8 protein-coding genes and 1 pseudogene are annotated in these 7,884 nt (G+C 58.5%); 4 read left to right on the forward strand and 5 right to left on the reverse strand.

Features of this window, described 5'->3' with window-relative positions; all coding sequences use genetic code 11:
* Positions 1 to 59 precede the first annotated feature (59 nt).
* The 3 genes from ACIQU2_RS15290 (at position 60) to ACIQU2_RS15300 (ending at position 3,910) form a co-directional block, all read left to right on the forward strand.
* A complete protein-coding gene (locus ACIQU2_RS15290) occupies positions 60 to 674 on the forward strand; it encodes a LysE family translocator (protein WP_403142145.1) in 615 nt (204 codons plus the stop codon).
* A 204-nt stretch (positions 675 to 878) separates the two neighbouring features.
* Positions 879 to 2,036: a cysteine desulfurase family protein gene (locus tag ACIQU2_RS15295; RefSeq protein WP_403142147.1), complete on the forward strand. Its 1,158-nt coding sequence runs from the start codon at positions 879 to 881 to the stop codon at positions 2,034 to 2,036.
* Positions 2,037 to 2,101: 65 nt separating this feature from the next.
* Entirely contained in the window at positions 2,102 to 3,910 is a 1,809-nt protein-coding gene (locus ACIQU2_RS15300) for an aminopeptidase P family protein (protein ID WP_403142149.1), read from the forward strand.
* Here the strand turns inward: ACIQU2_RS15300 and ACIQU2_RS15305 are convergent.
* From ACIQU2_RS15305 to ACIQU2_RS15315, 3 genes and pseudogenes are all read right to left on the reverse strand, one after another.
* A pseudogene (locus ACIQU2_RS15305) lies at positions 3,903 to 4,148 on the reverse strand (LysR substrate-binding domain-containing protein); the annotation flags it as partial. The gene ACIQU2_RS15300 and the pseudogene ACIQU2_RS15305 overlap by 8 nt on opposite strands.
* Positions 4,149 to 4,174: 26 nt before the next feature.
* Positions 4,175 to 4,765, reverse strand: coding sequence for a 2-hydroxychromene-2-carboxylate isomerase (locus ACIQU2_RS15310; RefSeq protein WP_347806168.1), 591 nt, complete (start codon positions 4,763 to 4,765; stop codon positions 4,175 to 4,177).
* Positions 4,766 to 4,801: 36 nt separating this feature from the next.
* Positions 4,802 to 5,530, reverse strand: coding sequence for an SDR family oxidoreductase (locus tag ACIQU2_RS15315; RefSeq protein ID WP_347806169.1), 729 nt, complete (start codon positions 5,528 to 5,530; stop codon positions 4,802 to 4,804).
* 92 nt (positions 5,531 to 5,622) lie between these two features.
* Between ACIQU2_RS15315 and ACIQU2_RS15320 the strand changes: the two genes are divergently transcribed.
* Positions 5,623 to 6,183, forward strand: a complete 561-nt coding sequence (locus ACIQU2_RS15320; protein WP_347806170.1) for a TetR/AcrR family transcriptional regulator — start codon at positions 5,623 to 5,625, stop codon at positions 6,181 to 6,183.
* A 15-nt stretch (positions 6,184 to 6,198) separates the two neighbouring features.
* Here ACIQU2_RS15320 and ACIQU2_RS15325 read toward each other — a convergent pair whose 3' ends face one another.
* Positions 6,199 to 6,480 carry a hypothetical protein gene (locus ACIQU2_RS15325; protein ID WP_008156219.1) on the reverse strand — a complete coding sequence of 94 codons (282 nt, stop codon included), beginning with the start codon at positions 6,478 to 6,480 and terminating at the stop codon, positions 6,199 to 6,201.
* A gap of 168 nt (positions 6,481 to 6,648) precedes the next feature.
* Positions 6,649 to 7,536, reverse strand: coding sequence for a threonine/homoserine exporter RhtA (gene rhtA, locus ACIQU2_RS15330; RefSeq protein ID WP_283181087.1), 888 nt, complete (start codon positions 7,534 to 7,536; stop codon positions 6,649 to 6,651).
* Positions 7,537 to 7,884 lie beyond the last annotated feature (348 nt).

Genomic DNA, 7,884 nt, shown 5'->3' on the forward strand with positions numbered 1-7,884 from the left:
GTTTCCCTGAAGGCCTGCGATAGGGTCAACACCTGACTGACCCCAATGGACTGCCACCCATGACGCTCTCGCTCGATTTGCTGCTGGGCTTCGCCCTGTTTGCGCTTGTCACCTCGATTACTCCCGGCCCCAACAACACGATGTTGCTGGCATCGGGCGTGAACTTCGTCTTTAACCGCACCATCCCCCACATGCTTGGCATCACCTGCGGCTTTTTCGTGCTTGTGGTGGCGGTAGGTTTCGGCTTGGGCGCAGTGTTTCAAACCAATCCATTGCTCTACAGCGTGCTGCGTTACGTCGGCGCGGCGTATTTGCTATATCTGGCGTGGAAGATTGCCCATTCGGGACCGGTTTCCGAGAGTGAAAAGGGCGAGAGTAAGCCGATCAGCTATTTGGGCGCCGCAGCGTTTCAGTGGGTCAATCCCAAGGCGTGGATCATGGCCATCGGTGCTATCAGCACCTACACGCCAATGCAGGGTTATTTCACCAACGTGATCGTGATTGCGGCGGTGTTCGCCTTGATCAACCTGCCGAGCGTCAGTGTCTGGGCAGGCTGTGGCACGTTGTTGCGCAACGTGCTGAAAGATCGCCGCTGGTTGCGGCTGTTCAACTGGGGCATGGCCTTGCTGCTCGTGGCTTCGCTGTATCCGTTGTTGCTCGAAAGCTTCAGCTGACGCATTGCTTCAACCGGTTGCCCGATGCCTGTTAAGCTCGACTTCAGGAGCGTTCCTACGCACTTTTAAATGAAGTTGTTCTTCTTTAACGGCCTCCGATCAGGTATTTCTAACGCTCTGTACGATCGGCGCAGCTCACGAGGCTGCGCTTTGACGTTTCAGTGACGAGCCTCCTGATCCCGGAACATGCTCTGCGAGTCTTCTATGAATAAACGTCCTCTGTATTTCGACTACGCCGCCACCACGCCGGTGGATGAGCGGGTCATCAAGGTCATGGTCGAGTGTCTGGGTTTTACCGGCAACTTCGGCAATCCGGCGTCCAGCTCCCATGCGTTCGGTCAGCAGGCCCGACAATCGGTTGAGCAGGCGCGGCGCCAGGTCGCGGAACTGGTCGGCGCCCAGGCGGAGCAGATCGTCTGGACCTCCGGCGCCACTGAATCGAACAACCTTGCCCTCAAGGGCGTGGCCCAGGCTCGCGGCGTTTCTGGCGGCCACATCATCACCAGCCAGATCGAACACAAAGCGATTCTCGACACGGCGAAGCAGTTGCAGGATGCCGGTGTTGCGGTGACTTATCTGGTGCCTGACGCCGAGGGTCTGATTACCCCGCAAGCGGTCAGCGAAGCGATGCGCGAAGACACCTTTCTGGTGTCGCTGATGCTGGTCAACAACGAGCTGGGCACCGTCAACGACATTCCGGCCATCGGTCAGGTAGTGCGTGATCGCGATGCGTTGTTCCATGTCGACGCGGCTCAGGGCGCGGGCAAAGTGGCGATCGATCTGGCCGAGTGGCCGGTGGACCTGATGTCGTTTTCCGCCCACAAGCTCTATGGTCCCAAAGGCATCGGTGCGTTGTATGTCGGCCCGCGCGCGCAACAGCGTTTGCAGGCGCAGATCCACGGCGGTGGTCACGAGGGCGGTTTGCGTTCCGGCACCCTGGCGACTCACCAGATTGCCGCCATGGGTGTGGCCTTCGCGTTGGCGGCCGCCTCGTTCGATGAAGAGAAAGCCACGATCGTCCGGTTGCGCGAGCGCCTGCTCGAACAGCTGCTGAGTATTCCCGGGGTTCGCCTCAATGGCAGTCCGACCCAGCGCATCCCCCATACCCTGAGCCTGACCTTCAACGAAGGCGAGTTCAATTCCGCGGCGTTGAGCACCTCGATCGCGTTTTCAGCGACCTCGGCCTGCAACTCCGCCAGCAATGCGCCCTCCCATGTGCTGCTGGCCCTGGGGCATGACGCCCGCTCGGCGAGTCGCACCATTCGCTTGAGTCTCGGCCGGTTCACCACCGAGCAAGACATCGACCAAGCGGTACACCTGATTAAAGCGGCCTGCGCCAGTGCTCCGGCATTTTGGCAATAAGATCTGAAAGTGTCGGCGTTGATCGACACTCAACAATAATGATGAAGTGATTAGCAGGAGACATGATGAGTACGCAGCCTTCGATCAATGGATCGGTGCCCCAACGCCTGGCGCAAACCCGCGAACTGATGAGCCGGGAGGGCATTCACGCTCTGCTGGTGCCGTCGGCCGACCCGCATCTTTCGGAATACCTGCCGGGTTACTGGCAAGGGCGGCAATGGTTGTCGGGCTTCCATGGCTCGGTCGGCACGCTGATCGTTACGCCGGACTTTGCCGGCGTCTGGGCCGACAGCCGTTACTGGGAACAGGCGACCAAGGAACTCAAGGGCAGCGGGATCGAACTGGTCAAGCTGCAACCGGGTCAGCCCGGCCCGCTGGACTGGCTGGCCGAGCAAACCCCTGAAGGGGGTGTCGTCGCGGTAGATGGTGCGGTAATGGCCGTGGCTTCGGCGCGTACGTTGGGTGGCAAGCTCGAAGAACGCGGCGCTCGTCTGCGCACTGACATCGATGTGTTGAGCGAAGTCTGGAGCGACCGTCCGACGCTGCCAAACGAACCGATCTATCAACACCTGCCGCCTCAGGCGACTGTCAGCCGCGGCGAGAAACTGGCCAAGCTGCGTGAGGTTTTGAAAGATCGCGGTGCCGACTGGCATTTCATCGCCACGCTTGATGACATCGCCTGGCTGTTCAACTTGCGCGGCGGTGACGTGTCATTCAACCCGGTGTTTGTTTCCTTTGCCTTGATCAGCCAGCAGCAGGCCACCCTGTTCGTGGCGCTGAGCAAGGTCGATGCCGAGCTGCGTGCAGTTCTCGAACAGGACGGCGTGACCCTGCGCGACTACAGCGAAGTGGCCGCCGCCTTGCTCGCCGTACCGAGCGGGGCGAGTCTGCAAGTCGATCCGGCGCGCGTCACCGCCGGCTTGCTGGATAACCTGGATAGCGGCGTGAAACTGGTCGAAGGCCTGAACCCGACGACGTTGGCCAAATCGCAGAAAAGCCTGGCCGATGCCGAGCACATTCGTCAGGCCATGGAGCAGGACGGCGCGGCCCTGTGCGAATTTTTCACCTGGCTGGACACTGCGTTGGGTCGTGAACGCATCACCGAACTGACCATCGACGAACACCTGACGGCCGCGCGTACCCGACGTCCGGGTTATGTATCGCTGAGCTTCAACACCATTGCTGCGTTCAACGCCAATGGCGCGATGCCGCACTACCACGCCACCGAAGAAGAACACGCGGTGATCGAAGGCGACGGTCTGTTGTTGATCGACTCCGGCGGCCAGTACTTGGGCGGCACCACTGACATCACGCGGATGGTGCCGGTCGGTACGCCGACCGCTGAGCAGAAGCGCGATTGCACGCGGGTGCTCAAAGGCGTGATTGCATTGTCCCGTGCGCAGTTCCCCCGTGGCATTCTCTCGCCGTTGCTCGATTCGATTGCCCGCGCGCCGATCTGGGCTGAAAGCGTTGATTACGGTCACGGCACCGGTCATGGCGTCGGCTACTTCCTCAACGTGCACGAAGGCCCGCAGGTCATCGCCTATCAGGCCGCCGCGTCACCGCAAACCGCCATGCAGCCGGGCATGATCACGTCCATCGAACCGGGTACTTACCGTCCGGGGCGCTGGGGTGTGCGGATCGAGAACCTGGTGTTGAACCGTGAGGCGGGCAAAAGCGAGTTCGGTGAGTTCCTGAAGTTCGAAACCCTGACCTTGTGCCCGATCGACACTCGCTGCCTGGAACCGTCGCTGCTGACCGATGACGAAAAGCAGTGGTTCAACGCTTACCACGCCGAGGTGCGCCAGCGCTTGAGCCCGTTGCTCGACGGCGCAGCCCTTGAGTGGTTGAACACCCGCACTGCGGCTATTTGATCGGTTGGAGTTCAGGCGCTTCTTCGAGCGCTTGGCTCATGTAGTCGACAAAGGCTTTGACCCTGGCGGATTGGCGACGATTCGCCGGGGACACGGCATGAATCGGCAGCGACTGGGCGCTGTATTCCAGCAAAATCGCTGTCACGCGTCCCGCCTTCAAGTCCTCGCTGAACAGCCAAACCGGCGACAGCGCAATCCCCAGTCCCCCCAATACCATCTCGCGGAGTGCCTCGGAGCTGCGCAGGGGCGGTTGGTTGTCGAGATTTAACTCAGGGCTTCAAGGACAAAGTCCAGGCGATCCTGGCCGAAGAACAGCTGATTATCGACAAACATGCTCGGGGCACCGAATACGCCCCGTTGCACCGCTTTCTCTGTGTTGTCCTTGAGAGCGGCTTTGACTTCCTCGTCGGCGGTCAGGGCCAGCACCTCATTTGGATCGAAACCGTTCTGTGTCAGTACTGACGCGACGGTTGCGAGGTCATCGAGGCTGCGGCCTTCAACCCAGAGGGCGTGAAACAGGCAATCGATGAATGCCTGAAAGCGTTCGGGATGGCGCAACTGCATGCCGGTGACGGCGCGCATCAGCATCAGGGTGTTGATAGGAAAGTGGGGATTGAACTTCAGTGGCACGCCATAGCGCTTGGCATAGCGGTCCAGGTCTTGGAACATGTAGCGGCCCTTGGCGGGGATGGTCGCGGGGGAGGCGTTACCAGTGGCTTTGAAGACGCCGCCCAGCAAGATTGGTATGTAGATCAACTGGCTGTCGGTCCGCTCGCAGATCTTCGGCAGTTGGGTATAGGCCAGGTAGGTGGCGGGGCTGCCGAGGTCGAAATAGAACTCCACGGTTTTGCTCATGGTCAATGTGCTCTGCTTATTATTGTGGGGGACGGCTTACCAGCGTTCGCTCCAGGGGCGCAGGTCCAGCTCGAAGGTCCATGCGTCACGGGGCTGGCTGTGCAGGTACCAATAGTTCTCGGCGATGTGCTCTGGATTGAGAATGCCGTCCTGGTCCTTGGTCGCGTACTTTTCGGGGAAACTCTCGCGGATAAAATCGGTATCGATGGCGCCGTCGACTACAACATGGGCGACGTGAATGTTCATCGGCCCCAGTTCACGCGCCATGCTTTGCGCCAGGGCACGAATCCCGTGCTTGGCGCCAGCGAACGCCGCAAATCCTGAGGCTCCACGCAGGCCGGCGGTAGCGCCGGTGAACAGGATAGTCCCGCGTTGACGCTTGGCCATGCGTTTGGCCACTTCACGAGCGTTGAGAAATCCTGAGAAGCAGGCCATTTCCCAGATCTTGAAATATTTGCGCGCGGTTTCTTCGAGAATGCTGCAAGGCACATTGGCGCCAATGTTGAAAACGAACGCTTCGATTGGGCCGATCTGGCTTTCGATCTGCTCAACTAACGCAATCACGTCCTCTTCCTTGCGCGCATCACAGGCAAACCCGTGGGCTTCACCGCCATCGGCCTTGATGGCATCCACCAGCGGCTGGAGTTTGTCTGCGCTGCGGCGGGTGACACACGCCACAAAACCTTCCTGCGCAAAGCGTTTTGCAATTTCGCCGCCGGTGGCATCCCCGGCACCTACAACCAGTACGACCTTCTTGTTATTCATGAGTAGATCCCTTTGCTAAACGATCGTTAACTAAACGAACGTTATGCTAAGATTCGGCAAGCGTCAAGGCGATCAATCCTGAGGGCAAGGCAATGCGTTACTCGGCCAATCACAAACTGGAAACCAAAGAGAAACTACTTGAAAGCAGTGCGGTGTCGGCCAAGAAGTCTGGTTTTTCAACGGTTGGTGTCGACGGTTTGATGAAGGCGATCGGCTTGAGTGGCGGGGCTTTCTACAGTCACTTTTCGTCGAAGGATGAGCTGTTCGCTTCAATCGTCGAGCGTGAGCTGTCTCAAAGCCTGGAGCGTTTAGGGGCGGATCAGAATCCTGAGAAGTTCCAGCGCTGCCTGAAACACTACCTGAGCATGGCTCATGTCGAACACCCGGAATCCGGTTGTGCTTTGCCGGCATTGGGGGCTGAGATTGCACGTTCAGACGTGATGATTCGTCAGCAGGCGGAGAACTGGATTTGCCGGCTTCAGAAGAGTTGGGCGCAAGTTCTGGATAGCGACAGCCTGGCATGGGCGATTCTGTCGCAATGTATCGGTGCGTTGGTCATTGCGCGAATGCTGGCCACGCCGGACATTCAGCGCGCGGTATTGAAGTCCAGTTACGATGAGATTGGCCGCCAGATCGCAGGTCCACGAACGTGACAAGACGGCATCAATCTATTTGCAAATGACGATCATGCTGCGGCTGGTATAGCCTGCAGGGTTGAGGCCGAACGGGTAATCGCCTGGTTCTTCCACAGCGTCCCCTGACTTGGCGATGACCTTGTAACCTTTGGGAGCGCACGAGTTGGCAGCGCTGGTGTAGCACTTGTCCCAGGATGACGAGAGCCCGGAACAGTTGATATGCAGCCCTCTCTTGCCGTGTTTTACCTGGGTTTTCGATGTCGCCGCGCAGCCCGCAACCGCAAGTACGGCGATCAGTATCAAAATTCGTTTCATTACTGTCCTTATAGCGTCCCCGGATCTTTGCGCCCGGGTTTGGCTGCATTCGCTTTCGCTTGAAGCGTTCTGATATCCCTATCTGAAAAATCCATGTCTGACACTGGGTTACGGGTCTAAACATGGCCTAATTGCGCGGCAAATACCAGACCCTCGTCAAATCCTGTCTCAATCTGCAGCGACAGCAGGCTTGGCTGCACTCCCCATGGTCATGGTCGCGCCTATGGAAGCCAGAATGATGCACATGATGGCCATCCATTGTGACAGTGAAAGGTACTCATGGAGAAACAACAGGCCTGACAGTGCGCCGATCGCAGGTTCAATGCTCATCAACGTGCCGAATGTCCGGGTCGGGATTCGGGTGAGGGCGACCATCTCCAGCGTGTAGGGCACGGCGGTGGACAGAATGGCGACAGCGATGGCCACGGGGATCAGTGAGGGAGTGAGCAGCGCGGCGCCAGCATGGACGATGCCGATAGGGGCTACAAAAAGTGCCGCAATCATCACCCCCAGTGCCGCGGTCTGCACGCCATTGTCGGCGCCGGCCTTTTGGCCGAACAGAATGTACAGCGCCCAGCAGACACCTGCGCCCAATGCATAACCGGCGCCTACCAGATCGATCCCCGCGGTCGTTTCTCCCATAGGTATTAACAGCAGTAAGCCGACGGCTGCCAGGGCGATCCACAAAAAGTCGATCGCGCGACGTGAGGCATAGATGGCTACCGCCAGTGGGCCGGTGAATTCCAGCGCAACCGCGATACCGAGGGGGACGGTTTGCAAGGACATGTAGAAGAGGAAGTTCATGCCGCCCAACGCCATTCCGTAGACGATGACGGTGCGCAGGGATTTTGCGGTGAGCTTCGCTCGCCAGGGGCGCAGTATCAACATCATGATCACGCTGGCGAAGATCAGCCGCAGGGTGGTGGTCCCTTGCGCACCGATAATGGGGAACATGCTTTTAGCGAGGGAGGCTCCCGACTGGATTGATGCCATGGCTATCAATAGCAGGCCAACCGAAAACAGGGTCGAGGCAAGGCTGCGAGGTTGGTCATTCATGGCGTGGCATCGTCCGAAGTAGGAAGCGAGAGTGTTATTGGGCAATATACTGCGCATTCATGGCGGGCGCGTCTATATATAAGCAGCGATTTTGAGCATCCTTATAGAAAAGCGTAATTAAGGGTTGACGGCAGATTCTGGAAGTCTATAATTCGCCCCACTTCCGGCGCAGTCGAAATGGAAAACTCCTTGGTAAACAATGAGTTGCGCAGTTTTCGACAGCGAGTTGCTTCAGGTTATCGAAGCCCAGAAGGGAGTTGAAAGAGTGGTGTTGTTTGGCTCTTTTAACGATTCGATCTTCTCGGTCGAAAGCGGTGTAAAAGAGGTGTTGACAGCAGCGAGTAACGC

This window comes from Pseudomonas sp. NPDC098740 (genome assembly GCF_044760065.1).
GTDB lineage: Bacteria > Pseudomonadota > Gammaproteobacteria > Pseudomonadales > Pseudomonadaceae > Aquipseudomonas > Aquipseudomonas rossensis.

Coding starts and splice junctions, on each gene's coding strand:
- rhtA (WP_283181087.1), bottom strand. CDS start 7,536: ATGAATGACCAACCTCGCAGCCTTGCCTCGACCCTGTTTTCGGTTGGC.
- ACIQU2_RS15290 (WP_403142145.1), top strand. CDS start 60: ATGACGCTCTCGCTCGATTTGCTGCTGGGCTTCGCCCTGTTTGCGCTT.
- ACIQU2_RS15300 (WP_403142149.1), top strand. CDS start 2,102: ATGAGTACGCAGCCTTCGATCAATGGATCGGTGCCCCAACGCCTGGCG.
- ACIQU2_RS15320 (WP_347806170.1), top strand. CDS start 5,623: ATGCGTTACTCGGCCAATCACAAACTGGAAACCAAAGAGAAACTACTT.
- ACIQU2_RS15315 (WP_347806169.1), bottom strand. CDS start 5,530: ATGAATAACAAGAAGGTCGTACTGGTTGTAGGTGCCGGGGATGCCACC.
- ACIQU2_RS15325 (WP_008156219.1), bottom strand. CDS start 6,480: ATGAAACGAATTTTGATACTGATCGCCGTACTTGCGGTTGCGGGCTGC.
- ACIQU2_RS15295 (WP_403142147.1), top strand. CDS start 879: ATGAATAAACGTCCTCTGTATTTCGACTACGCCGCCACCACGCCGGTG.
- ACIQU2_RS15310 (WP_347806168.1), bottom strand. CDS start 4,765: ATGAGCAAAACCGTGGAGTTCTATTTCGACCTCGGCAGCCCCGCCACC.